The 24,858-nt window shown below is 56.8% G+C and carries 19 protein-coding genes; 9 read left to right on the top strand and 10 right to left on the bottom strand.

Annotation, left to right across the window (positions count from 1 at the left end; genetic code table 11):
- Positions 1–57: 57 nt before the first annotated feature.
- From gsiD to iaaA, 5 genes are all read right to left on the bottom strand, one after another.
- Positions 58–969 carry a glutathione ABC transporter permease GsiD gene (gsiD, locus tag OGX75_RS18020; protein WP_012133126.1) on the bottom strand — a complete coding sequence of 304 codons (912 nt, stop codon included), beginning with the start codon at positions 967–969 and terminating at the stop codon, positions 58–60.
- Between the two features lie 2 nt (positions 970–971).
- Positions 972–1,892, bottom strand: coding sequence for a glutathione ABC transporter permease GsiC (gene gsiC / locus OGX75_RS18015; protein WP_286451383.1), 921 nt, complete (start codon positions 1,890–1,892; stop codon positions 972–974).
- Between the two features lie 105 nt (positions 1,893–1,997).
- Positions 1,998–3,536, bottom strand: a complete 1,539-nt coding sequence (gene gsiB / locus OGX75_RS18010) for a glutathione ABC transporter substrate-binding protein GsiB (protein WP_047457921.1) — start codon at positions 3,534–3,536, stop codon at positions 1,998–2,000.
- Between the two features lie 35 nt (positions 3,537–3,571).
- Positions 3,572–5,443: a glutathione ABC transporter ATP-binding protein GsiA gene (gsiA, locus tag OGX75_RS18005; RefSeq protein ID WP_286451384.1), complete on the bottom strand. Its 1,872-nt coding sequence runs from the start codon at positions 5,441–5,443 to the stop codon at positions 3,572–3,574.
- Positions 5,444–5,453: 10 nt separating this feature from the next.
- On the bottom strand, positions 5,454–6,395 hold the full coding sequence (gene iaaA, locus OGX75_RS18000) for a beta-aspartyl-peptidase (RefSeq protein ID WP_286451385.1): 942 nt from the start codon (positions 6,393–6,395) through the stop codon (positions 5,454–5,456).
- A gap of 205 nt (positions 6,396–6,600) precedes the next feature.
- Here iaaA and moeA point away from each other — a divergent pair, with 205 nt between their 5' ends.
- Both moeA and moeB read left to right on the top strand, forming a co-directional pair.
- Complete coding sequence (gene moeA, locus OGX75_RS17995) at positions 6,601–7,836, top strand: molybdopterin molybdotransferase MoeA (protein WP_115609457.1); 1,236 nt, start codon at positions 6,601–6,603, stop codon at positions 7,834–7,836.
- Positions 7,836–8,603 (top strand): molybdopterin-synthase adenylyltransferase MoeB, encoded by a 768-nt coding sequence (gene moeB / locus OGX75_RS17990; RefSeq protein ID WP_286451386.1) that lies wholly within the window; start codon positions 7,836–7,838, stop codon positions 8,601–8,603. The genes moeA and moeB overlap by 1 nt, the downstream gene beginning before the upstream one ends.
- An 82-nt stretch (positions 8,604–8,685) precedes the next feature.
- Here moeB and fsa read toward each other — a convergent pair whose 3' ends face one another.
- Positions 8,686–9,348 (bottom strand): fructose-6-phosphate aldolase, encoded by a 663-nt coding sequence (gene fsa, locus OGX75_RS17985; RefSeq protein ID WP_286451387.1) that lies wholly within the window; start codon positions 9,346–9,348, stop codon positions 8,686–8,688.
- A gap of 135 nt (positions 9,349–9,483) precedes the next feature.
- Between fsa and OGX75_RS17980 the strand changes: the two genes are divergently transcribed.
- From OGX75_RS17980 to OGX75_RS17965, 4 genes are all read left to right on the top strand, one after another.
- Positions 9,484–10,383 carry a glycyl-radical enzyme activating protein gene (locus tag OGX75_RS17980; protein ID WP_060815912.1) on the top strand — a complete coding sequence of 300 codons (900 nt, stop codon included), beginning with the start codon at positions 9,484–9,486 and terminating at the stop codon, positions 10,381–10,383.
- Positions 10,384–10,387: 4 nt separating this feature from the next.
- On the top strand, positions 10,388–12,820 hold the full coding sequence (locus OGX75_RS17975; RefSeq protein ID WP_049010111.1) for a glycyl radical protein: 2,433 nt from the start codon (positions 10,388–10,390) through the stop codon (positions 12,818–12,820).
- 165 nt (positions 12,821–12,985) lie between these two features.
- The gene (locus OGX75_RS17970) at positions 12,986–13,801 is read left to right on the top strand and encodes a Cof-type HAD-IIB family hydrolase (protein ID WP_110494504.1); all 816 of its coding nucleotides are present in this window, start codon (positions 12,986–12,988) and stop codon (positions 13,799–13,801) included.
- 150 nt (positions 13,802–13,951) lie between these two features.
- A complete protein-coding gene (locus OGX75_RS17965; RefSeq protein WP_286451388.1) occupies positions 13,952–15,214 on the top strand; it encodes a DUF1479 domain-containing protein in 1,263 nt (420 codons plus the stop codon).
- Here the strand turns inward: OGX75_RS17965 and OGX75_RS17960 are convergent.
- On the bottom strand, positions 15,211–16,284 hold the full coding sequence (locus OGX75_RS17960; RefSeq protein ID WP_024130506.1) for a LacI family DNA-binding transcriptional regulator: 1,074 nt from the start codon (positions 16,282–16,284) through the stop codon (positions 15,211–15,213). The two genes, OGX75_RS17965 and OGX75_RS17960, sit on opposite strands and share 4 nt — an antisense overlap.
- A gap of 292 nt (positions 16,285–16,576) precedes the next feature.
- Between OGX75_RS17960 and OGX75_RS17955 the strand changes: the two genes are divergently transcribed.
- Both OGX75_RS17955 and OGX75_RS17950 read left to right on the top strand, forming a co-directional pair.
- Complete coding sequence (locus OGX75_RS17955) at positions 16,577–17,878, top strand: MFS transporter (RefSeq protein WP_012133145.1); 1,302 nt, start codon at positions 16,577–16,579, stop codon at positions 17,876–17,878.
- Positions 17,879–17,895: 17 nt separating this feature from the next.
- Positions 17,896–20,259 carry a glycoside hydrolase family 31 protein gene (locus tag OGX75_RS17950; protein WP_286451389.1) on the top strand — a complete coding sequence of 788 codons (2,364 nt, stop codon included), beginning with the start codon at positions 17,896–17,898 and terminating at the stop codon, positions 20,257–20,259.
- Positions 20,260–20,342: 83 nt separating this feature from the next.
- Here the strand turns inward: OGX75_RS17950 and OGX75_RS17945 are convergent, their stop codons facing one another.
- Positions 20,343–21,938 carry an ABC-F family ATPase gene (locus OGX75_RS17945; RefSeq protein ID WP_047457942.1) on the bottom strand — a complete coding sequence of 532 codons (1,596 nt, stop codon included), beginning with the start codon at positions 21,936–21,938 and terminating at the stop codon, positions 20,343–20,345.
- A gap of 218 nt (positions 21,939–22,156) precedes the next feature.
- Here OGX75_RS17945 and ldtB point away from each other — a divergent pair, with 218 nt between their 5' ends.
- On the top strand, positions 22,157–23,077 hold the full coding sequence (gene ldtB, locus OGX75_RS17940; protein ID WP_012133148.1) for a L,D-transpeptidase: 921 nt from the start codon (positions 22,157–22,159) through the stop codon (positions 23,075–23,077).
- An 80-nt stretch (positions 23,078–23,157) separates the two neighbouring features.
- Here ldtB and OGX75_RS17935 read toward each other — a convergent pair whose 3' ends face one another.
- Entirely contained in the window at positions 23,158–24,267 is a 1,110-nt protein-coding gene (locus OGX75_RS17935) for an anion transporter (protein ID WP_286451390.1), read from the bottom strand.
- The gene (gene mntR, locus OGX75_RS17930) at positions 24,264–24,737 is read right to left on the bottom strand and encodes a manganese-binding transcriptional regulator MntR (RefSeq protein WP_012133150.1); all 474 of its coding nucleotides are present in this window, start codon (positions 24,735–24,737) and stop codon (positions 24,264–24,266) included. Before mntR ends, OGX75_RS17935 begins: the two co-directional genes overlap by 4 nt.
- Positions 24,738–24,858: the final 121 nt, after the last annotated feature.

The raw sequence follows: 24,858 nt of genomic DNA, 5'->3' as shown, positions 1-24,858 counted from the left end.
ATCAGGCATTGCGCCGGATGGCGGCATAAATGCCTTATCCGGCCTACGGTTCGACATTCACCCCTTAATCTTCGGGTCCAGCGCGTCGCGCAGCCCGTCGCCCAGCAGGTTAAACGCCAGCACCGTCAGGAAAATCGCCACCGCCGGAAAAATCGCCACATGCGGCGCGATGACCATATCCGCCCGCGCTTCATTGAGCATCGCCCCCCACTCCGGCGTTGGCGGCTGCGCGCCTAACCCCAGAAACGACAGGCTTGCCGCAGAAATAATCGACGTCCCGATGCGCATAGTAAAAAAGACCACGATCGACGAGACCGTGCCGGGCAAAATGTGGTTGAACAAAATCGTCGCGTCACTGGCGCCAATACTGCGCGCCGACTCAATAAACGTCTGCTGTTTCAGCACTAATGTGTTTCCGCGCACCAGACGGGCAAACGCGGGGATAGAAAAGATAGCGACGGCGATAATCACATTCGCAATACCGCTACCGAGCACCGCCACGACCGCAATCGCTAACAGAATGCCCGGAAACGCGAACAGCACATCGCAAATACGCATAATCAGCCGGTCCCACCAGCCTTCGTAATAGCCCGCAACCAGCCCAAGCACCGTGCCAAGCGCCGCGCCGATAAAGACGGCGAAAACACCGGCCGCCAGCGAAATTTGCGCCCCGACCAGGACGCGGCTGAAAATATCCCGCCCCAGCGAGTCCACGCCAAACCAGTGCGCCGCCGAAGGACCGTCATTCAGGCGATCGTAATCAAAGTAATTTTCCGCATCGAAAGGCGTTAGCCAGCGGGCGAATATCGCCACCAGGATCAGCAACAGCACAAATATCCCTGCGATCATCGCCACATGCTGACGGCGAAAACGCCGCCAGAATTCATGCCACGGCGTACGCACCCGGTCGGGTTTGACCAGCGGCATGGCATCTAAAACCGCCTGACGGCGCCAGTTAAATAATCGCATCCTTACTTGTACCTGATAGCCGGGTTAATGGCGGCATAGAGCACATCCACCACTAAATTGATAAGAATAAACTCCAGGGAAAACAGCAGCACTTCAGCCTGAATTACCGGATAGTCGCGCATTTCCACTGAATCAACCAGCAATCGCCCCAGTCCGGGCCAGTTAAAGACCTTCTCGACGACAATCGAACCGCCGAGCAGAAAGCCAAACTGCAACCCCATCATGGTCACAACCGGGATCATGGCGTTACGCAGACCGTGTTTCAGCACCACCCAGGTTTCGCTGACCCCTTTCGCGCGCGCAGTGCGCATATAGTCTTCACTGAGGCCATCCACAAACGAAGCTCGGGTAAAGCGCGCCATCACGGCCGCAACGGCGGCGCCAAGCGTGATGGAGGGAAGAATATAGTGCTGCCAGCTATCTGCGCCCACGGTCGGCAACCACCCCAGCTCAACGGAGAATATCTGCATCAGCAGCATCCCCAGCGCGAACGCCGGGAACGAAATCCCGGTTACCGCCAGCGTCATGCTGAGTCTGTCCGGCCAGCGATTACGCCAGACGGCGGCGATAATTCCGGCGGTCATCCCGAACAGTACCGCCCATACCATACTGGTGATGGTCAACCACAGCGTCGGCATAAAGCGGCTGGCAATCTCTGCCGATACCGGACGCCGAGACACCATCGACGTGCCGAAATCACCCTGCAACACGTTAGTCATGTAATGCCAGAACTGGACATGCAACGGCCGATCGAGACCAAGCTGCTGTCGCACCAGTTCAATCACCTGCGCGTCAGCCTCCGGCCCGGCAATCAGCCGCGCCGGATCGCCAGGCAACAGATGAACAAATAAAAACACCAGCACCGCCACAATAAACAGAGTCGGAATCAACCCCAGCAGGCGCTTAAGCACATAATTAAGCATCAGGCTCCCTTTACAAACCTTTTGCCGGATGGCGACGTAAATCCCTTATCCGACCTGCAACGAACTGCGTCGGCAAGCCGGATAAAACCATCGGGCGCGCGTTGCTTACTGCAAATCCGCGTCATCAAAACTGAAGCCAGTGTCCGGCATGATCCAGAAACCCGTCAAATTTTTACTGTGGGCTGAGACCAGTTTCTCCACCACCAGCGGAATCCAGGGGGACTCTTTCCAGAGGGTGTCCTGCGCCTCTTTATACAGGCGCGCTTTCTCCTGCGGATCGTTGGTTTTCAGCGCTGCCGCTAAGTCGTCATCAACCTGCTTGTTGCTGTAGAACGCAGTATTGAACAGCGTTGGCGGCCAGTTTTGCGAGGCAAACAGCGGTGACAACGCCCAGTCCGCCTCCCCCGTGGAAGCCGACCAGCCGGTGTAGAACATCCTCACACCGCTCTCTTTCTGCCCCTTGCCTTCCACTTCTGCCGCACGCTGCCCGGCGTCCATCGCCGTTACCTGCGCCTTAATACCGACCTGCGCCAGCTGCTGTTGCGTAAATTGCAGCACTTTCTGCGCGGTGCTGTGGTTATGAGACGACCACAGCGTGGTGCTAAACCCATTCGGATAGCCCGCCTCTTTCAGCAGTTCGCGCGCTTTCGCCGGATCGTAAGGCCACGGCGCGTAGCTCTGCGCATACGCAATGGCTGGCGGCACCACGCCCGTGGCAGGCGTCGCATAACCGGCAAAGGCCACTTTAACCAGCGCCTGACGGTTGATGGCGTAGTTCAGCGCTTCCCGCACCTTCGGATTATCGAACGGTTTTTGCGTCACGTTCATGCTGATGTAACGCTGCATGATCGACGGGCTGGCAACCAACTGTAGGTTTTTGTTTTTCTCCAGAATTGTCGCCTGCTCGTAAGGGATCGGGAACGCAAATTGCGCTTCCCCGGTTTGCAGCATTGCCGCGCGGGTGTTGTTGTCCGTTACCGGGCGCCAGGTGATCGTATCCAGTTTAGGTAAGCCTTTCTGCCAGTAATCCGCAAATTTCTTCACTTTCACGAAATCAGTCTGGTTCCAGGTATCCAGCTGATACGGCCCGGTGCCGACCGGATGGAAGCCAATGTCCTTACCGTATTTTTCCAGCGCGGCCGGAGAGATCATCGCCGTCGCCGGGTGCGCCAGAATATTGATAAACGCCGAGAACGGTTGTTTCAGCGTAATTTTTACCGTCGTCGGATCGACCGCTTCGGTTTTATCGATGTTTTTATACAGGTTGTAGCGTTTGAGATGGTTTTCTGGATCGCTCGCGCGATCGAGGTTGGCCTTCACCGCCGCTGCGTTAAAGTCGGTGCCGTCCTGGAATTTTACCCCCTGGCGCAGCTTCAGGGTGTAGATCAGGCCATCGTCGGAAACGGTGTAGCTTTCAGCCAGCACATTTTTTAGCTTCATGTCTTTATCAAGACCAAACAGCCCCTGATAAAACGACTTCGCCACCGCCTGCGATAAGGTGTCGTTCGCATCGTACGGATCGAGCGTGGTAAAATTAGAGCCTACCGCTACCACCACATCTTTAGCAGCAAACGCCGGAGATGCCGCCAGTGCAGAAGCGACGCCCAGCGCAACCAGCCAATTACGGGTTACAAATGTTGTCATATTATTCTCCTGAACCCTGCCTGTTTTATGAGATGTTATAAACGCGATAACGCATTTTCTGCCTGCGGGCGCGCGACATAATGCCCCGGCCCGACTAACTGCAATGGAGCGGGCGCGATCTCCTCCCCACGTTTACGGATGTTGCTGGGGATATCGTCCGACAGCAGCACACGCTGCGGCCTGTGCCGGGAAGGATCGGCCACCGGTACTGCCGCCATTAATTTACGGGTATAGGGATGCTGCGGATTTTCAAACACCGCCCGGCGGGGGCCGATTTCCACAATCTGCCCCAGATACATCACCGCCACGCGATGGCTGATGCGCTCCACCACCGCCATATCGTGTGAAATAAACAGATACGCGATGCCCATTTCCCGCTGCAAATCGAGCAACAGATTAATGATCTGCCCGCGAATCGAGACATCCAGCGCGGAGACTGACTCATCGGCGATAATCACTTTTGGATTCAGCGCCAGCGCGCGGGCGATGCAGATACGCTGACGCTGGCCGCCAGAAAACTCATGCGGATAACGCCACGCATGTTCCGGGCGCAATCCTACACGCTCAAGCAACCACGCCACCCGCGACGCGGCCGCCTCGCCTTCCAGCAAACCATGCACCCGCAATGGTTCCATTATGGAGTAACCCACCGTCTGGCGCGGGTCGAGCGAAGCATAAGGGTCCTGAAAAATAAACTGAATATCTCGCCGTAGCGGCTGTAACTTACCGGCAGGAAGCGTGTCGATCCGCCGCCCGTTGAAGGTAATTTCGCCAGCCTGCGACTCCACCAGCCGCAGCAGCGCCCGCCCGGTGGTCGATTTACCGCAGCCGGATTCCCCCACCAGCGAGAGCGTTTCGCCAGGCCAGAGATCAAAGCTGACGTTTTCCACCGCATGCACTTCACGGGTCACGCGGTTAAGAATGCCGCTGCGCAGCGGGAAACGCGTCACCAGGTTGCGCACTTGCAGGATCGGATCGCCTGCCACCACCGTGTCCTGCTCGGTTTGCGGTTCCACACGATCGGGATCGTTCAGTGAAATCAGCGGAAAGCGGCGCGGCAGATCGTGTCCGCTCATCTCGCCTAACTGCGGCACGGCGGCCAGCAGCGCTTTGGTATAAGGGTGCTGCGGCGCGTGGAAAATTTGCTCAACGCTGCCGGTTTCCACCGCTTCGCCCTGATACATCACCAGGACGCGGTCGGCAATATCGGCCACCACGCCCATATCATGGGTGATAAAAATCACCCCCATCGACATATCCTGTTGCAGCACTTTGATCAGTTGCAGGATCTGCGCCTGAATCGTGACGTCCAGCGCGGTGGTCGGTTCATCGGCAATCAGCACCGCCGGGCGGCACGACAACGCCATCGCGATCATCACCCGCTGGCGCATCCCGCCGGAAAGCTGATGCGGGTAACGCGATAAGATGGCCTGCGACTCAGGAATACGCACCTGGTCAAGCATCCGTTTCGCTTCCGCCATCGCCTCTTCGCGGCTCGCCCCCTGATGCAGGCGAATGGACTCGGCAATCTGCTCGCCCACGGTAAATACCGGGTTAAGCGAGGTCATCGGCTCCTGAAAGATCATGGCGATATCCGCGCCGCGCACGCGCTGCATCTGCGCATCGCTTTGCTCTCCCAGTTCAATGACCTGGCGATTACGCCGCCGAAGCAGCATCTGATCGCAGTGAACATCGCCGCCCGCCAGCTCGATCAGACGCATCAACGATAACGCCGTAACGGATTTTCCCGATCCCGATTCACCGACAATCGCCAGCGTTTCGCCTCGCTGAAGCCGAAACGACACATTGCGCACCGCGCTGACGCGTTGCTGCTCCTGCTCGAACGCAATGTTCAAATTTTTGACCGCCAGTACGTCGCTGGCGTCTAATTCGTGACTGTGTGGCACCTGTTGCTCCTCACTCCCGGTAGATCCCCGTCGTTGGCGTATCTCCGGCATATCCCCAGGCGCGATACATGCCTTCGCTGTTAAAAGGTAGGGCGACGTTGCCTTCATGATCGACGGCAATCAGCCCACCGCTGCCGCCCAGCGCAGGCAATTTCTCCATGACCACACGCTCGCAGGCTTCCGCCAGGCTGAGTCCGCCGTAGTCCATCAGCGCGGCGATATCGTAGGCCGCCAATGCGCGGATAAACACCTCGCCCGTTCCGGTACAGGAAACCGCCGCGCTGGCGTTGTTGGCGTAACACCCAGCCCCGACCAGCGGGCTGTCACCTACGCGACCTGGCAGTTTATTCGTCATGCCGCCCGTCGACGTGGCCGCCGCCAGATTACCAAACCGATCCCGCGCCACCGCGCCCACGGTGCCCATTTTGGTGGTTTCATCCAACGGCGCGCCGCTATGGTCGAGCACCGTTTCTCCGGCGTCACGCGCCGCCAGCAGTTGCGCATAGCGCTCAGGCGTGGAGAAAAGATCGGCAGAAACGCGCTCCATCCCCCGGGAAGCCGCAAACGCTTCCGCCCCGTCCCCCACCATCAGCACATGCGGGCTTTGCTCCATCACCAGCCTGGCGGCCAGCACCGGGTTGCGTAAATGGCGAACGCCAGCGACAGCGCCTGCGTTAAGCGTATTGCCGTCCATGACGCAGGCATCCAGCTCGTGGGTGGCGTCGCGCGTGTAAACCGCGCCGATCCCGGCATTAAATAATGGGCACTCTTCCAGCAAACGCACCGCTTCCGTCACCACATCCAGCGCGCTTTCGCCCGCCTCCAGCATTTTCTGTCCTGTTTCGACGATGTCCGACAGCGCCTGAATATAGCGCCGTTCCTGCTCCTGGCTCATCTGTGCGCGCGTAATTGCGCCTGCGCCGCCGTGAATAGCAATGACTGCTTTGCCCATTATTTGTCGTCCGTTAGCGGTGGCACACAACTTTCCCTATAAATATCAGAATTGTTGTGAGTTATTGATTCGATTTTTGAATATAGAAAGATGCAGGCGGCATGTAAAGGTAAAGGGCCAGCCCCTAAGTCTGAGGTGGCATACAGCCTGCCCGCATTTTCTGACATAATAGACAGATTCGATTTTGCCTCGCAGGAGTGTTTTCATGGAATTTACCGCCGGACTGATGCCGCTTGAAACGGCGCTCACCCAGATGTTGTCGCGCATTACGCCACTCACGGCATTCGAAACCCTGCCGCTGGTTCACTGTTTTGGCCGTATCCTGGCAAACGATGTGGTCTCCCCGCTGGACGTTCCGGGATTCGATAACGCTGCAATGGACGGTTACGCGGTGCGTTTGGCGGATCTGACCGCCGGTCAACCGCTGCCGGTGGCGGGGAAAGCCTTTGCCGGGCAACCGTTCCAGGGGGAATGGCCTGCTGGCGCCTGTATCCGCATTATGACCGGCGCGCCGGTGCCTGCGGGGTGTGAGGCGGTGGTCATGCAGGAACAGACGGAGCAAACCGACGAAGGCATCCGCTTTACCGCTGACGTTCGTAGCGGACAAAACATCCGCCGCCGTGGGGAAGACATCACCCATGACGCCGTGGTTTTCCCGGCGGGGACTCGCCTGACCACCGCAGAACTGCCGGTACTGGCTTCGCTGGGCATCGCCGAAGCGCAGGTCGTGCGCAAAGTGCGCGTGGCGCTGTTCTCCACCGGCGATGAACTGCAATTGCCGGGTCAGCCGCTGGGCGACGGGCAAATTTATGACACCAACCGCTTAACCGTACACTTGATGCTTGAGCAGTTAGGCTGCGAGGTGATCAATCTCGGGATCATTCGCGATAACCCACAGCAGCTACGCGCCGCCTTTATCGAAGCCGACAGCCAGGCCGATGTGGTCATCAGCTCTGGCGGCGTTTCAGTGGGCGAGGCGGATTACACCAAAACGATCCTCGAAGAGCTGGGAGAAATCGCGTTCTGGAAACTGGCGATTAAACCGGGCAAACCGTTCGCCTTCGGTAAACTGAGCAACAGCTGGTTCTGCGGTCTGCCGGGCAACCCGGTCTCTGCGGCGCTGACGTTCTATCAGCTCGTGCAGCCGTTGCTGGCGAAACTTAGCGGCAATATCGCCAGCGGTCTGCCAGCGCGCCAGCGCGTGCGTACCGCTTCACGGCTGAAGAAAACGCCGGGCCGTCTTGATTTTCAGCGCGGCATTCTGCAACGCACGGCTGACGGCGAACTGGAAGTCACCACCACGGGACACCAGGGTTCGCATATTTTCAGCTCCTTTAGCATGGGTAACTGTTTTATCGTGCTGGAACGCGATCGCGGTAACGTTGACGCGGGCGAATGGGTGGAAGTCGAGCCGTTTAACGCGCTGTTTGGAGGCCTGTAATGGCGGAACTCAACGACCAGGAGATGATGCGCTACAACCGGCAAATCATTCTACGAGGGTTCGATTTTGAAGGACAGGAAGCGCTAAAGGATGCGCGGGTGCTGGTCGTTGGCCTGGGCGGACTCGGGTGTGCGGCAACGCAGTACCTCGCGGGCGCGGGCGTTGGGCAGCTCACGCTGCTCGACTTTGACACCGTTTCAGTGTCGAACCTGCAACGCCAGACGCTGCACAGCGATGCCACCGTCGGGCAGCCGAAGGTGGATTCGGCGCGCGAGGCGCTGGCGCGCATCAACCCTTATATCACCCTTACACCGATCAACGCCCTGCTGGACGAACCGGCGCTGAATGCGCTTATCGCCGGGCACGATCTGGTGCTGGACTGTACTGACAATGTTGCCATCCGTAATCAGCTTAATGCCGGATGTTTCGCCGCCAAAGTGCCGCTGGTTTCCGGCGCCGCCATCCGTATGGAAGGACAGATCACCGTCTTTACCTGGCAGGAAGGCGAACCCTGCTACCGCTGTCTGAGCCGTCTGTTTGGCGAGAACGCCCTCACCTGCGTGGAAGCGGGCGTTATGGCGCCGCTGATAGGGGTGATCGGTTCATTGCAGGCGATGGAAGCCATCAAATTGCTGGCGCATTACGGTCAACCCGCATCCGGCAAGATTGTGATGTACGACGCGATGACCTGTCAGTTCCGCGAAATGAAATTAATGCGCAATCCGGGTTGCGAGGTATGCGGAGCACAGGTGCCGGATGGCGGCTGACGATGGTTTGTAGGCCCGGCAAGCGCAGCGCCCCGGGCATGTTGCCGGATGGCGGCTACGCCTTATCCGGCCTACGCGTCGCTCAAAGCGACGTTCGTCCGAACGCGCCCTGCCAGTCGTGCTCAAACTTCGCTACTGCGGCATCGACAGCCGGGTAACTGATAAGCTGCTGCGCGACATCCAGCGGCAGGGTGATGGATTCACACCCGGCCAACAGGCAGTCCAGCGCCTGACGCGGCGTTTTAAAACTGGCCGCCAGCACTTTGGCGTGCGGGGCGTGCATTTGCAGTAGCTGCTGCAAATCATTAACCGTCTGAATACCGTTCCCGCCCTGTGCGTCCACGCGGTTAACGTAAGGCGCAACGTAGTCGGCACCCGCCAGCGCGGATAACAGTCCCTGCGCCGCGCCGTAAACCGCCGTCCCCAGCGTCGGAATACCTTCCTCTTTCAACAATTTAATCGCTGCCAGTCCTTCGGCTGTAACCGGCACTTTTACCACGATATCAGGAATAATCGCCCGCAGCTTACGCGCATCGCTGACCATTCCTTGCGCCGTGCTCGCCATTACCTGAGCGAATAAACGCCCCTGCCCGCCCATCGCGACGTGCAATTCCGGGAGTAACACCTCCAACGGTTTTTTACCTGCCGCCACGATACTGGGATTCGTCGTCACTCCTGCCAGCGGGAATATACGCGCCAGCGATTTCACGGCCTCAACGTCAGACGTATCCAGATAGAGTTCCATAACCATTCCTCAAACTGTGAGATTTTGCATAGTTTAAGACTATCACGACAAAACCTCTCTGAGAGTTGACCTGCGTCAACATAACTTTCATTCGAAAGTTATTTAATCTTTATACGAAAGAAAGAGAGGCCGTTTATGATTTTCAATATTCAGCGCTATTCTACCCATGATGGCCCCGGCATTCGCACCGTTGTCTTCCTGAAAGGCTGCTCGCTGGGCTGCCGCTGGTGCCAGAACCCGGAAAGCCGCGCACGCGCCAGAGATCTCTTATACGATGCGCGCCTGTGCCTTGACGGGTGCACGCTGTGCGCGCAAGCCGCGCCAGAGGTGATCGAACGCGCGCTGAACGGCCTGCTTATTCATCGCGAAAAACTGACCGATGCGCATATGGATACCCTCACCCACTGCTGCCCTACTCAGGCGTTAACCGTCTGCGGCGAAACAAAGCGCGTGGAAGAGATCATGGACACCGTACTGCGCGACAAACCGTTTTACGATCGCAGCGGCGGCGGTATAACGCTCTCCGGCGGCGAGCCCTTTATGCAGCCGGAACTGGCCGCCGCGTTGTTCAAAGCCAGCCATGATGCGGGTATCCATACCGCGGTCGAAACCTGTCTGCACGTACCGTGGAAATATATCGAACCTTCCCTGCCGAATGTCGATCTGTTCCTCGCCGATTTAAAACACGTTGCCGAGGCGCCGTTTAAGCAGTGGACCGATGGCAGCGCTTCTCGCGTACTGGAAAACCTGAAAAAGCTCGCTGCCGCCGGTAAAAAAATGATCATCCGCGTGCCGCTCATTCAGGGTTTTAACGCCGATGAAGAGGCGATCAAAGCCATTACCGATTTTGCCGCCGACGAACTGCACGTCGGTGAGATCCATTTTCTGCCCTATCACACGCTGGGCATCAATAAATACCACTTACTCAGTCAGCCCTACTATGCCCCGGACAAACCACTTGATGCGCCCGCGTTGCTTGATTTTGCGCAGCAGTACGCCAGCAGCAAAGGTTTAACCGCGACTTTACGAGGATAATCCCATGACCACACTGAAACTGGATACGCTCAGCGACCGCATCAAAGCGCATAAAACCGCGCTGGTGCACATTGTGAAGCCGCCCGTATGTACGGAGCGCGCGCAGCACTACACCGAGATGTATCAGCAACATCTGGATAAGCCGATTCCGGTTCGTCGCGCGCTGGCGCTGGCGCACCATCTGGCGGAACGCACTATCTGGATCAAACATGACGAACTGATTATCGGCAACCAGGCAAGCGAAGTGCGCGCCGCGCCGATCTTCCCGGAATACACCGTCTCGTGGATTGAAAAAGAGATCGACGATCTGGCCGATCGCCCTGGCGCCGGTTTTGCGGTCAGCGAAGAGAACAAACGCGTTTTACACGCCGTGTGCCCGTGGTGGCGTGGTCAGACGGTACAGGACCGCTGCTACGGCATGTTTACCGATGAGCAAAAAGGTCTGCTGGAAACCGGCATCATTAAAGCCGAGGGCAACATGACCTCCGGCGACGCGCATCTGGCGGTAAACTTCCCGCTGCTGCTGGAAAAAGGTCTTGATGGTCTGCGTGACAAGGTGGCAGAACGCCGTTCGCGCATTAACCTGACCGTACTGGAAGACCTGCACGGCGAGCAGTTCCTGAAAGCGATTGATATCGTACTGGAGGCGGTCAGCCTGCACATCAAACGTTTTGCCGACCTGGCGCGTCAGATGGCGGCGACAGAAAGCCGTGAAAGCCGCCGTGACGAACTGCTGGCGATGGCGGAGAACTGCGATCTCATCGCCCATCAGCCGCCGCAGACGTTCTGGCAGGCGCTGCAACTGTGCTATTTCATCCAGCTGATTTTGCAAATCGAGTCTAACGGCCACTCCGTCTCGTTTGGACGTATGGACCAGTATCTCTGGCCGTATTACCGTCGTGATGTAGAGCAAAACCAGACGCTGGATCGCGAACACGCGATTGAACTGCTGCACAGCTGCTGGCTGAAGCTGCTGGAAGTGAACAAGATCCGCTCCGGCTCTCACTCCAAAGCCTCTGCGGGCAGCCCGCTGTATCAGAACGTCACCATTGGCGGTCAGAGTCTGGTCAACGGTCAGCCGGTGGATGCGGTCAATCCGCTCTCTTACGCTATTCTGGAGTCCTGCGGCCGCCTGCGTTCCACCCAACCGAACCTCAGCGTGCGCTATCACGCCGGAATGAGCAACGACTTCCTCGATGCCTGCGTGCAGGTTATTCGCTGCGGCTTTGGGATGCCCGCGTTCAACAACGACGAAATCGTTATCCCGGAATTTATTAAACTCGGTATCGACCCACAAGACGCTTACGACTACGCGGCCATCGGCTGTATCGAAACCGCCGTGGGTGGCAAATGGGGCTACCGCTGCACCGGCATGAGCTTCATTAACTTTGCCCGCGTGATGCTGGCAGCGCTGGAAGGCGGTCGCGACGCCACCAGCGGTAAGGTCTTCCTGCCGCAGGAAAAGGCGCTCTCCGCCGGTAACTTCACCAGCTTCGATGAAGTGATGGACGCCTGGGATACGCAGATTCGCTACTACACGCGCAAATCGATCGAAATCGAGTACGTGGTTGACACCATGCTGGAAGAGAATGTCCATGACATTCTCTGCTCGGCGCTGGTGGATGATTGCATCGAACGCGCGAAGAGCATCAAGCAAGGCGGCGCGAAATATGACTGGGTTTCCGGGTTGCAGGTCGGTATCGCTAACCTCGGCAACAGCCTGGCGGCGGTGAAAAAGCTGGTCTTTGAACAGGGGGCTATCGGCCAACAGCAGCTTGCCGCCGCACTGGCCGATGACTTTGAAGGCCTCACTCATGAACAGTTACGCCAGCGACTGATCAACGGCGCGCCAAAATACGGTAACGACGATGACACCGTCGATACCCTGCTGGCCCGCGCTTATCAGACCTATATCGACGAGCTGAAGCAGTATCACAACCCGCGTTACGGTCGCGGCCCGACGGGCGGCAACTATTACGCCGGAACCTCGTCCATCTCTGCAAACGTACCGTTTGGCGCGGCAACGATGGCGACGCCGGATGGCCGTAAAGCGCATACCCCGCTGGCGGAAGGGGCAAGCCCGGCTTCCGGTACTGACCATCTCGGTCCAACGGCGGTTATTGGCTCCGTCGGCAAACTGCCTACCGGCTCAATTCTCGGCGGCGTGTTGCTCAACCAGAAGCTGAACCCGGCGACGCTGGAGAACGAATCCGACAAGCAGAAGCTGATGGTACTGCTGCGCACTTTCTTCGAAGTGCATAAAGGCTGGCATATTCAGTACAACATCGTGTCGCGCGAAACGCTGCTGGACGCGAAGAAGCACCCGGATCAGTATCGCGATCTGGTGGTCAGGGTGGCCGGTTATTCCGCCTTCTTTACCGCACTGTCGCCGGATGCGCAGGACGATATCATCGCCCGTACTGAGCATATGTTGTAAAAATATGCCCGGTGGCGCTTCAATTACCAGGCCTACATATTCCCCCGTAGGCCGGATAAGGCGAAGCCGCCACCCGGCTTTCTGACTTTCATTCGAAATTAAATTTGTGCTCCCCGTCACCTTGTTATTAGAATGTTTCAAAACGCAGTGACCCAGGAGCAATGTATGACCGTTAAAGTTATCGTCACTGATATGGACGGAACTTTTCTCGACGACGCCAAAAAGTACGATCACGCACGATTTATGGCGCAGTATCAGGAACTAAAAAAACGCGGCATCGAATTTGTCGTCGCCAGCGGCAATCAGTATTACCAACTTATTTCCTTTTTCCCCGAGCTGAAAGACGAAATTTCCTTCGTCGCGGAAAATGGCGCGCTGGTTTATGAGCATGGCAAGCAGCTGTTTCATGGCGAACTGACCCGGCATGAATCCCGTATTGTGATTGGCGAGCTGTTAAAAGATAAGCAGCTTAATTTTGTCGCCTGCGGCCTGAAAAGCGCTTATGTCAGCGAACATGCGCCGGAATCTTTTGTGGCGCTGATGTCGAAGCACTACCACCGTCTGCAACCCGTGAAGGATTACCAGGACATTGACGATGTTCTGTTTAAGTTTTCACTGAACCTGCCAGACCAGCAGATCCCCTTCGTGGTTGATGCGCTGCATACGTCGCTGGACGGCATTATGAAACCCGTGACCAGCGGCTTCGGCTTCATCGACTTAATCATACCGGGATTACACAAAGCGAACGGCATCAGCCGTCTGTTGAAACGCTGGGATCTTTCGCCGCAAAACGTGGTGGCGATTGGCGACAGCGACAACGATGCGGAAATGCTGAAAATGGCGCGGTACGCTTTCGCGATGGCGAACGCCGCAGACAACATCAAAGCCCTCAGCCGTTATCATACCGATGATAACAACCATCAGGGGGCGTTAAACGTGATTCAGGCCGTACTGGATAACGCCCCGCCTTTTAACGTCTGATTCCAGATACCGGAGCGCTGCTCCGGTTTCCCCCTGCTTTTCCATTCTGCGCACCGCATCAAGTTTTTAAACTTGCATTAACTTATTTATAACTTATATTGTCATTTGTAATTAATTTAAGTTTCGAATGAAAGTAAATGCGAGGTGGTTATGGCTTTAACCTTCACAAGCGATACATTACCGGCCGATCATAAAGCGGCGATCCGGCAGATGAAGCAGGCGTTGCGGGCGCAGCTCGGTGATGTGCATGGCGTTTTTGACAGGCTCAGCGAGGTGATTGCCACACGCGTGGCGGAAATCAATACGCTCAAAGCGCAGGGCGATGCCGTCTGGCCTGCGCTGTCTTACGCGGATATCCAGTCCGGCGCCATCACGACAGCGCAGCGTGAACAGATCAAGCGGCGTGGATGCGCGGTCATTAAGGGCCATTTCCCGCGGGAGCAGGCGCTGGCATGGGATCAATCCATGCTGGATTATCTGGATCGCAACCATTTTGATGAGGTGTACAAAGGTCCCGGCGATAACTTCTTCGGCACGTTAACCGCCTCCCGCCCTGAAATTTATCCGATTTACTGGTCGCAGGCGCAGATGCAGGCTCGTCAGAGCGAAGAGATGGCGAACGTTCAGTCTTTCCTTAATCGGCTGTGGACATTTGAAAGTGACGGCAGACAGTGGTTCAACCCGGATATCAGCGTGATCTACCCGGATCGCATCCGCCGCCGCCCGCCCGGCACCACCTCAAAAGGTCTGGGGGCGCATACCGATTCCGGCGCGCTGGAACGCTGGCTGCTGCCCGCCTATCAACGGGTTTTCGCCAGTATCTTTAACGGCGAGCTGGAAAAGTACGATCCCTGGCATGCCGCCTACCGTACCGAAGTCGAAGAGTATACGGTCGATAACACCACCAAATGCTCGGTTTTCCGCACCTTCCAGGGGTGGACGGCGCTGTCAGATATGCTGCCGGGCCAGGGCTTGCTGCATGTGGTGCCGATTCCAGAAGCGATGGCGTATATCCTGTTACGCCCCCTGCTGGATGACGTTCCTGAAGATGAACTGTGCGGCGTTGCGCCAGGCCGGGTGCTGCCGGTTTCGCAACAATGGCATCCGCTGCTGATTGAGGCATTGACCAGTATTCCGCAACTGGAGGCCGGGGACTCCGTCTGGTGGCATTGCGATGTGATCCACTCCGTCGCGCCGGTGGAAAATCAGCAAGGCTGGGGGAACGTGATGTACATCCCCGCCGCGCCGATGTGTGAGAAAAACCTGGCTTACGCGCACAAGGTCAAAGCCGCGCTGGAAACGGGCGCATCGCCAGGCGATTTCCCGCGTGAAGATTACGAAACAAACTGGGAAGGCCGTTTTACGCTGAGCGATCTGAACGTTCACGGAAAACGCGCGCTGGGCATGAGTTAAGCGTCATACAGCCCTTCCCGTTCGACGGCGGTGCGTCGTTTCCCTGGACGTATCCGCCGCACCGACTCCCGCACCGTTAACGTGCCGTTCAGCAACAGCGTACCGATTGGCGCATTCGGACGAACCAGACGTTGTTGCAGCATATGTACCGCCTCCGTCCCCAGCTCATCGCGCGGCACATGTACTGCTGTTAACGGCACATCCTGAATTTCCGCCAGATTAAAGCCGTCAATACTCATCACCGACACATCCTGCGGCACGCGAAGGCCGCGCTTTTGCAACGCGCTGATGACGCCCGCCGCCATAAAATCACCGCCGACCAAAAACGCCGTCGGCAATGCCTTATCCGGCGTATTCGCCAGCCATTCGCTGACCCGCTGCTCCGCCTCTTTCGCACTGAAACTCGGCGATACCAGTAAATCCCGCTTATCGTTAAATTTCAGATTATGGGTTTGCCAGGCGTCGCGAATGCCGGCCAGACGCAGCTCCATCGTGTAGCGACGCAGACAGAGCACCGTCATCACGTCGCGATGCCCCATTGAAAAAAGATAATCAGCGGCAAGTTCGCCAATGGCGCGGTGATCGGGCGAAACGGCTGGCAAACGCATTCGCTGGTCGCGGCAATTAATCAGTACGCAGGGTTTCCCCACGTCCACCGCCAAATCGTGAATATGCGGATCGTCAATCCCTAACAAAATCGCCGCCTGCGTTTCCGCTTCGTTCATCCGCGCGAGGAAAAGCTGCGCGTCACTGTCCAGCTCCTCAAGCGCGCAATAACGCAGCCGTACTTCATACGCCGTCAGCCCTTTACTCACGTTCTGAATCACGCGGTAGTAAAAGATGTCGGACCGCTCATCAAACGCCCGCTGCGGCGCAAAGACCACCAGACTATTCAGCAACAGCCTGCCTGCCGCCATCCCGTCCATGACGCCCAGCTCCCGCGCGCACTCCAGCACTTTGTTGCGCGCTTTTTCACTGGTATTTGCCTTCCCCGCCAGCACGCGGGAGACGGTGCTGACGGAAAGCTGCGTCCGCGCGGCAATTTCGCTGATTTTGAGCCTTTTATCCATTTTGTGATCTTGCTCCATTTGCTAAATGAAAAAATTTTCATAACGCACAAACAGGGAAATAACTGGCTTAACGTCCATCTTGCCAGAGCGATACCGTTAGTAATGAGAAAACTTGCACAAAATCCACTATTGCCCGCCCATTTTCTCACTTAACCTGAACTTGTCACACAACTTACATACTAGTTGTATAGCAACTAAGAATAAATAAAAAGATAATTTTCAATGAGATAACAAAATTTGTGTGACACCAAAACGTTTGTTTCCCCTACCGTCCGTCTTGTGGAGAAAAGAAATGAGTCAGGACATCAATAACACTGTCGCCGCGAGTAAAACCCGCCGCGTCATCAAAAATTTGCGCTGGTATGTGCTGGTGCTGTTCTTACTGGGTGTGACCGTTAACTACATCACGCGTAACTCGCTGGGTATCCTGGCGCCGGAGCTAAAAGAGAGTCTGGGGATCACCACCGAGCAATACTCCTGGATTGTCGGCGCGTTCCAGATTGCCTACACCATTTTCCAGCCCCTGTGCGGCTGGCTGATCGATGTGATTGGCCTGAAGATTGGCTTTATGGTCTGCGCCGGGATCTGGGCGCTGATGTGTATCTTCCACGCGGGCGCCGGAAGCTGGCTGCATCTGGCGATTTTGCGCTTCTTTATGGGCGCATCTGAAGCGGCCGCTACGCCAGCCAACGCCAAAACCATCGGCGAATGGTTCCCGAAATCAGAGCGTCCGGTCGCGGCGGGCTGGGCAGGCGTCGGCTTCTCAATTGGCGCCATGCTGGCGCCGCCAATCATCTACTTCGCGCACGCCTCATTCGGCTGGCAGGGCGCATTTATGTTTACCGGCGTGCTGGCACTGCTGTGGGTGATCCTGTGGTGGGCGTTCTACCATAACCCGGAACAGCACCCGAACCTGAGTGAAGAGGAGCTGGAGTATATCAAGCAGGATAACGAGCCTCCGGCCGTGAAACTGCCCTTCCTGACCGCGCTGAAAACCGTGTCGAAAAATAAACGTTTCTACGGTATCGCGATCCCGGCCTTTATGGCAGAACCGGCCTGGGCGGTGCTGAGCTTCTGGGTGCCGCTGTATCTGGCGAAGGAACACGGCATGGATCTGAAGCAGATCGCCATGTTTGCCTGGCTGCCGTTCCTCGCCGCCGATCTCGGCAGCGTGGCGAGCGGCTACCTCACCCGCCTGTATACCCGTCTGTTTGGCTGCTCTCGCGTTAACTCCGTGGTGGCAAGCTCCGTGACCGGCGCGTTTCTGATGATTTCTCTCGGCATCGTGGCCATTACCCGCGATCCGTATATCACCATCGTGCTGATCTCCATCGGCGGCTTCGGTCATCAGATCATCTCCTGCATGCTGAGCGCGCTGGTCGTGGAGTCGTTTGATAAAGGCCAGATGGCGACCGTCAACGGAATGCGCGGCTCTGCGGCGTGGATCGCCAGCTTCCTCTTCTCTCTGTTAATTGGCGTTACCGCCGACAAAATCGGCTTTAACCCGCTCTTTATCGCCATGGGGTTCTTTGACCTGATTGGCGCTGTTTTCCTGGTGGCATTTATTGCTGAACGTCGCGCCAAGCGCGCCTGATAGTGGATGTATTGCGTATGAAAACCCTGAAAAACTGGATTGTAGAGAAACAGTCGGCCCATCATCTGGAACTGCTGGTCGATGGTCAACACCATCTGTGCCTGTACGTACTGGAAGAAAATCTGTTTCGCGTGCTGATCAAACGTAAAGGCGAACTGGCATTAGACAGAACCTGGAGTATCGCCCCGGCGCAGGATGTGCCGTGGGAAGGCCGCAGCCGTGAGGATGTCAGCGGCTTTAGCTGCCCGGCCTGGCAACTGACGCAGCAGGATGGCGCGCTGATTGTCGCTACTGAGCAACTGCGCGTGACCGTCCACCAGCCGCTGTGGCTGGAGTGGCACTACCGTGACGAGGCGGGCGACTGGCAGCCGCTGGTCAACGACCGCCCCACCAGCGCCTATCTGCTGAACGCTCACGGCGACGGCGTAGCGCACTATTTAAGCCGCCGTAAAGATGAACGTTTTTACGGTCTGGGCGAGAAAGCGGGCGACCTGCAACGCAACGGCCAACGCTATGAGATGCGCAACCTTGACGCGATGGGCTATAACGCGGTCAGCACCGATCCGCTGTACAAACATATTCCATTCACCATCGCCCGCCGCGATGACGTCAGCTACGGTCTGTTTTACGACAACCTGAGCAGCTGCTGGCTGGATCTGGGCAATGAAATCGACAACTATCACACCGCCTATCGCCGCTGGCAGGCGGAAGCGGGCGATATCGATTACTACATCTTTACCGGCAAGCGTGTGCTGGATGTCACCAAAGCCTTTGTGCGCCTGACGGGGAAAACCCTGTTCGGGCCGAAGTGGAGCCTGGGTTACAGCGGCTCAACCATGCATTACACCGATGCGCCGGACGCGCAAAACCAGCTGATGAACTTTATCCGTCTGTGCAATGAACACGCGATTCCGTGCGATTCGTTCCAGCTTTCATCTGGCTACACCTCCATTAACGGCAAACGCTACGTCTTTAACTGGAACTACAACAAGGTGCCGCAGCCGAAAGTGATGACCCAGGCATTCCACGATGCGGGGTTGAAGCTGGCAGCCAACATTAAACCGTGTCTGTTGCAGGATCACCCGCGCTACAACGAAGTCGCGGAAAGAGGGTTATTTATTCGTGATTCGGAAACCGACGCGCCGGAACGTTCAAGTTTCTGGGATGACGAAGGTTCTAACCTCGACTTCACCAATCCGCAAACCGTCGCCTGGTGGCAGGAAGGCGTCACCACGCAGTTGCTGGAGATGGGGATCGACTCCACCTGGAACGACAACAACGAGTTCGAAGTGTGGGATGGCGAAGCCCGCTGCCACGGCTTTGGCCGCGAAATCGCCATCAAACATATTCGCCCGGTCATGCCGCTGTTGATGATGCGCGCCTCGCTGGAAGCGCAGCAGCGCTTTGCGCCGGAAAAACGCCCGTACCTGATCTCCCGTTCCGGCTGCGCCGGGATGCAGCGTTACGTGCAAACCTGGAGCGGCGATAACCGCACCAGTTGGGATACCCTGCGCTACAACACCCGCATGGGGCTGGGGATGAGTCTGTCCGGGCTGTATAACGTGGGTCACGACGTCGGCGGTTTCTCTGGCGATAAACCGGATGCGGAGCTGTTCGTGCGTTGGGTACAGAACGGCGTGATGCACCCTCGCTTTACCATCCACTCATGGAATGACGATCATACGGTGAATGAGCCGTGGATGTACCCGGGCGTAACGCCGGCGATTCGTAGCGCGATTGAGCTACGTTACCGTCTGCTGCCCTACTTCTACACGCTGCTGTGGCAGGCGCACGCCGACGACGAGCCGATGCTGCGCCCCACTTTCCTCGACCACGAGCACGACGCGCAAACCTTCGCAGAGTGCGACGACTTCCTGCTTGGCCGCGATATTCTGGTGGCAAGCGTGGTGGAACCCGGTCAACGTGAACGCCGCGTCTGGCTGCCGGATAACGAAACCGGCTGGTACGATTTCGATAGCCACGAATGGTTCTCTGGCGGCCAGTGGATCACGCTGAACGCGCCGCTGGAAAAACTGCCGCTGCTGGTACGCGCCGGTGCAGGCCTGCCGCTGAGCGAACGGATCACCCATGTCAGCGCTGAATGCGACGATACCCGCGAGCTGAAACTGTTCCCGGTTAAAGGCGTGGGGACAACGTCCGGTCTGCTGTTTGAAGACGATGGCGAAAGCTGGGGTTATCAGACGGGCAATGCCCTGTGGGTGGAATGGGAGATGGTGTGCGATGGGGCGACCGTCAACCTGAAGATCAACGCGCGTGGCGACTATCGTCCGGCGTGGAACACGTTGCAGGTATCGTTACCGGCGGGGGAAAAACGCACGCTGCGGGTGAATGGCGTTGAAGGGAGTGAGTGGGTGCTCTGAAAATTGCCGGGTGGCGGCTTCGCCTTACCCGGCCTACAAACTGTAGCGTAGGCCCGGTAAGCGTAGCGCCACCGGGCTTTTTTTTAGCCGTCGATCCCTTTACTACGCAGATAATCTTCGTAGTTGCCGCTGAAGTCCACCACGCGCTGCGGCGTAATTTCCAGCACGCGCGTCGCCAGCGAGCTAACAAACTCACGGTCGTGAGAAACGAAAATCAGGGTGCCCTGATACATCTCCAGCGCCATGTTCAGCGATTCGATCGATTCCATATCCAGGTGGTTGGTCGGTTCGTCCATCACCAGGATATTCGGTTTCTGCATCATCAGCTTACCGAACAACATACGCCCTTTTTCACCACCGGAGAGCACCTTCGCCGGTTTTCTGATATCGTCCTGGCTGAACAACAGACGGCCAAGAATGCTGCGTACCGCCTGCTCGTCATCGCCTTCCTGCTTCCACTGACTCATCCATTCAAACACCGTCAGGTCATTTTCGAACTCATATTCGTGATCCTGCGCGTAATACCCAATGCGCGCGTTCTCTGACCATTTCACGGTGCCGTTATCCGGCGCCAGATCGCCCACCAGCGTTTTCAGCAACGTGGATTTACCCACGCCGTTAGTCCCGAGTACCGCAAGCTTTTCGCCCACTTCCAGCAGCAGATTAACGCCCTTGAACAGCGGGCCGTTATCAAAGCCTTTCGCGAGCGCTTCCACTTCCAGCGCGTTACGGAACAGCTTCTTATCCTGTTCAAAACGGATGAACGGGTTCTGACGGCTGGAGGCCTTCACCTCATCAAGCTTAATTTTATCAATCTGACGGGCACGAGACGTTGCCTGGCGAGACTTAGACGCGTTAGCGCTAAAGCGGCTGACGAAAGATTGCAGGTCTGCAATCTGCGCCTTTTTCTTGGCGTTATCGGCCAGCAGGCGTTCACGCGCCTGGGTGGCGGCAGTCATATACTCGTCGTAGTTACCCGGGTAAATGCGCAGTTCGCCGTAATCCAGATCCGCCATATGCGTACACACCATATTCAGGAAGTGACGGTCGTGCGAAATGATGATCATGGTGCTGTCACGTTCGTTCAGTACCTGCTCCAGCCAACGGATCGTGTCGATGTCGAGGTTGTTGGTCGGTTCATCAAGCAGCAGGATATCGGGGTCGGAAAACAGCGCCTGCGCCAGCAGGACACGCAGCTTCCAGCCTGGCGCGACTTCGCTCATCGGGCCGTAGTGCTGCTCAACCGGAATACCCACGCCCAGCAGCAGTTCGCCCGCGCGCGCTTCGGCAGAGTAACCATCCATTTCGCCGTATTTCACTTCCAGATCGGCCACTTTATAGCCATCTTCTTCGCTCATTTCCGGCAGCGCGTAGATGCGGTCGCGTTCCTGTTTCACTTCCCACAGCTCAACATGCCCCATGATCACTGTGTCGAGTACGCTGAACTCTTCGAAGGCAAACTGATCCTGGCGCAGCTTACCGATACGCTCGTTCGGATCGAGAGAGACGTTGCCCAGCGTCGGTTCGAGATCGCCGCCGAGGATTTTCATAAAGGTGGATTTACCGCTACCGTTGGCGCCAATCAGGCCGTAACGGTTGCCGCCGCCAAATTTGACGGAAATATTTTCAAACAGCGGCTTGCTGCCGAACTGCATGGTGACGTTGCTGGAAACTAACACTGGCGTATCCTGAAAAATATGTGACAAACCGCTTATTATGCCACAAGTCTTAAATAAGATCGCGCCTCACGGTAAGCCGCTAAAATTGTCCTCACGGGAAAAAAATGTGATTTCGTACACATCTGAATTCCCACTTAACGGGAATGCACATATAATGCGCTCCCAACATGACAGAATTCTCAACCCAATAGCCTGCCAGGCACTGAATCTCGCATAACATGAATATGAAATTAACAACGTTTTTCGCGGCGGCCCTCGCTGTAGTTGGCTTTTGCAGCACCGCCTCAGCGGTGACTTATCCTTTACCGACCGATGGCAGTCGCGTCGTTGGTCAAAACCAGGTGATCACTATCCCGGAAGGCAATACCCAACCGCTGGAGTATTTTGCGGCTGAATACCAGATGGGGCTGTCTAACATGCTGGAAGCGAACCCGGGTGTTGATACCTTCCTGCCAAAAGGCGGTACGGTGCTGAACATTCCTCAGCAGCTGATCCTGCCGGACACCGTGCATGAAGGCATTGTCATTAACAGTGCGGAAATGCGCCTGTACTACTACCCGAAAGGCACCAACACGGTGATCGTCCTGCCGATTGGTATCGGTCAGTTAGGGAAAGACACGCCAATCAACTGGACAACGAAAGTTGAGCGTAAGAAAGCAGGCCCGACCTGGACGCCGACGGCGAAAATGCATGCCGAATACCGCGCGGCGGGCGAACCGCTGCCTGCCGTCGTGCCGGCTGGCCCGGATAACCCGATGGGTCTGTACGCGCTGTACATTGGTCGTCTGTATGCGATTCATGGCACCAACGCCAACTTCGGTATCGGCCTGCGCGTCAGCCACGGCTGCGTCCGTCTGCGTAACGACGACATCAAGTTCCTGTTTGAAAATGTGCCGGTCGGCACCCGCGTACAGTTTATCGACGAGCCGGTGAAAGCGACCACTGAGCCAGATGGCAGCCGTTACATTGAAGTCCATAACCCTCTGTCTACCACGGAAGCGCAGTTCGAAGGCGGCGAGATCGTACCGATTAACCTGAACAAAAGCGTTCAGAGCGTCACCAGCCAGCCTGATGTCGATCAGTCTGTGGTTGAGCAGGCCGTTCAGAACCGCTCCGGTATGCCGGTTCGTCTGAACTGATCAAAGCAATGTGCCGGGTGGCGACTCTCGCCTTACCCGGCCTACCGCGTCGGCCCGATAAGCGTAGCGCCATCGGGCCATCACTTCAGCAACAACAATCCATATCCCACCAGCGCCGCCCAGAGCAGCATCGGCAACGAATACCAATGAAACCGCCACCAGATACGCCGATCATTTGCCATCCGCAATGCAATCAGATTCGCCAGCGATCCCGGTAGCAAACCAAAACCACCGATATTGACCGCCCAGGCCAGCAACGCGGTCGGCGGAACATAGTTGAGCAATAAAATCGTGGCGGGCACATTGCTGATAAACTGCGACAGACCGAGCGCAGTCAGCCAAAGCCCCGACGCAGAGAGCGTTTCAACATGGCGCAGTACGCCCTGCAACACCGGTAGCTGTATCAATAAATGCACGTCGATAAACATCACTATAAACACCAGCAGCAACGTCCAGTCGACGCTCAATACCACGCGGCGCGCCAGGACGATGAACCCTGCCGCCACAATCGCCAGCCCCCAGAGTTCCTGCTTCAGTTCAAGCGCGGTCAGAAACACGATATACAACCCAGAGCAGCTCCACACCAGGCGCGGTTGCCACTCAGGGGCGCGCGTACCGGTATGGTATTGCAACGCCTGCCCCGGAAAACAAAGGCCGCACAGCACCAACAGCGTCAGCATCATCACGGCGGCAAGCGGCGCCATCTGCCAGACAAAAGCCGCAAATGAAAGACCAGAACGCCCCCACAACAAAATATTTTGCGGATTGCCAATCGGCGTGAGCAGCGAACCGGCGTTGACCGCCAGCGCCTCAAAGATAATCAGCCGGTTTACCGGAATCGCACACAGTCTTTTCAGGGTAATGGTCAGCGGAACGACGATAAACAGCGCCACATCGTTGGTCAGGAACGTTGACAGCACCGCCGCCGCCAGCACCATAAACATTGCCAGACGGCGTTCCGTTTTAAAACGACGAACCATTCTGCGGCCCAGCACATCAAAATATCCGCTCAGCTCAACGCCTTTGGTCAGCAGCATCAAACCGCTCAGCGTAATAATGGTGTGCCAGTCAATTGCCCCCGGCCAGGTGCGGGGAGTAAACGGGACGAACAAACTGAGTCCGGCCCCGACAAGAAGTAATAACAGCAGGAAACGATCGCGTCTTAATGCCCGCAGAAAAGGAAAACTCATTCAGAAGGCGTTCCGTGCTTTTGCGTAAACAGGCGGAAAGCCTCAAGCGTTTCCTGGCTGACATGGTGCTCCATCCCTTCCGCATCGCGGCGTGCGATTTCCGGGCTGACGCCCAGCACCAGTAAAAAGTTTTCCACGATCTGGTGGCGTTCACGGCTTTCCTGCGCCAGCTTCTCGCCTTCTGCGGTCAGGAATACCCCGCGCCAGGGGATCATTTCGATAAGCCCTACCGACGCCAGACGCTTGAGCATCTTGGCGACCGTCGGCTGGGAAACGCCAAGTCGCGCCGCCATATCAACCTGACGCGCTTCACCGACCTCGATAATTAAATCGGAAATCAGCTCAACGTAGTCATCAATCAGTTCACGGCGATGCGCTTCCCTGACCTGGCGGAACCCTTCGACGTGTTCTTCGACATTCACTAATTGCGTCACTTTTTTTGTTGTTGGCGTACCTGCGCGACGACTCATTCTGCTTCCTCGTTACTGTGACGCGTTAATTGCATCTGGCTGGAGTGGGCCCATTGTAAACCAGAGTTGCACAGGCTCAAAAATTTAACGTTTTAGCAATAGCTATATAATATAGCCTGTG

It is taken from the genome of Citrobacter sp. CK199 (assembly GCF_030333285.1).
Lineage (GTDB): Bacteria > Pseudomonadota > Gammaproteobacteria > Enterobacterales > Enterobacteriaceae > Citrobacter_B > Citrobacter_B koseri.
The sequence above is the reverse complement of the archived record's forward strand: the minus strand, read 5'-3'. Positions and strand labels throughout refer to the sequence as shown.

Coding starts and splice junctions, on each gene's coding strand:
- ldtB (WP_012133148.1), top strand. CDS start 22,157: ATGAATATGAAATTAACAACGTTTTTCGCGGCGGCCCTCGCTGTAGTT.
- OGX75_RS17935 (WP_286451390.1), bottom strand. CDS start 24,267: ATGAGTTTTCCTTTTCTGCGGGCATTAAGACGCGATCGTTTCCTGCTG.
- moeB (WP_286451386.1), top strand. CDS start 7,836: ATGGCGGAACTCAACGACCAGGAGATGATGCGCTACAACCGGCAAATC.
- OGX75_RS17960 (WP_024130506.1), bottom strand. CDS start 16,284: ATGGATAAAAGGCTCAAAATCAGCGAAATTGCCGCGCGGACGCAGCTT.
- iaaA (WP_286451385.1), bottom strand. CDS start 6,395: ATGGGCAAAGCAGTCATTGCTATTCACGGCGGCGCAGGCGCAATTACG.
- moeA (WP_115609457.1), top strand. CDS start 6,601: ATGGAATTTACCGCCGGACTGATGCCGCTTGAAACGGCGCTCACCCAG.
- OGX75_RS17950 (WP_286451389.1), top strand. CDS start 17,896: ATGAAAACCCTGAAAAACTGGATTGTAGAGAAACAGTCGGCCCATCAT.
- gsiB (WP_047457921.1), bottom strand. CDS start 3,536: ATGACAACATTTGTAACCCGTAATTGGCTGGTTGCGCTGGGCGTCGCT.
- OGX75_RS17955 (WP_012133145.1), top strand. CDS start 16,577: ATGAGTCAGGACATCAATAACACTGTCGCCGCGAGTAAAACCCGCCGC.
- OGX75_RS17970 (WP_110494504.1), top strand. CDS start 12,986: ATGACCGTTAAAGTTATCGTCACTGATATGGACGGAACTTTTCTCGAC.
- fsa (WP_286451387.1), bottom strand. CDS start 9,348: ATGGAACTCTATCTGGATACGTCTGACGTTGAGGCCGTGAAATCGCTG.
- gsiC (WP_286451383.1), bottom strand. CDS start 1,892: ATGCTTAATTATGTGCTTAAGCGCCTGCTGGGGTTGATTCCGACTCTG.
- OGX75_RS17975 (WP_049010111.1), top strand. CDS start 10,388: ATGACCACACTGAAACTGGATACGCTCAGCGACCGCATCAAAGCGCAT.
- gsiD (WP_012133126.1), bottom strand. CDS start 969: ATGCGATTATTTAACTGGCGCCGTCAGGCGGTTTTAGATGCCATGCCG.
- OGX75_RS17965 (WP_286451388.1), top strand. CDS start 13,952: ATGGCTTTAACCTTCACAAGCGATACATTACCGGCCGATCATAAAGCG.
- mntR (WP_012133150.1), bottom strand. CDS start 24,737: ATGAGTCGTCGCGCAGGTACGCCAACAACAAAAAAAGTGACGCAATTA.
- OGX75_RS17980 (WP_060815912.1), top strand. CDS start 9,484: ATGATTTTCAATATTCAGCGCTATTCTACCCATGATGGCCCCGGCATT.